1 protein-coding gene is annotated in these 286 nt (G+C 65.4%); it reads right to left on the bottom strand.

Translation table 11 applies throughout. From position 1 onward, the window contains the following. Window positions 1–286 (bottom strand): insulinase family protein (locus BM70_RS34120; protein ID WP_043274453.1); only part of this gene is annotated, 286 nt, incomplete at both ends.

The following is a 286-nucleotide window of genomic DNA, read 5'->3' as shown; positions in this document are numbered from 1 at the left end:
CGCGGGTCAGGTCGCCGACCACTGCAATCACCGCGTTGCCCGCTGCGTAGGCCTTGGCGTGGAACGCCTGCAACTGCGCCAGCGTAATCTTCGGGACGCTCTCCGGTGTGCCTTCGCTCGGGTGCGCGTAAGGGTGGTCGCCGTACAGGCGCTTGAACAGCTCAAGGCTCGCCAGCTTGGCGGGGTTCTGCTTCTGGTACTCGAAGCCGGCGAGGATCTGGTTCTTGATCCGCGCCAGGGAGTCGGCCGGGAAGGTCGGCTTGCCAATCACATCGCCAAACAGCGC

Origin of the sequence: Pseudomonas sp. CHM02, from assembly GCF_000612585.1 — a bacterium.
Taxonomy (GTDB): domain Bacteria; phylum Pseudomonadota; class Gammaproteobacteria; order Pseudomonadales; family Pseudomonadaceae; genus Aquipseudomonas.
The sequence above is the reverse complement of the archived record's forward strand: the minus strand, read 5'-3'. Positions and strand labels throughout refer to the sequence as shown.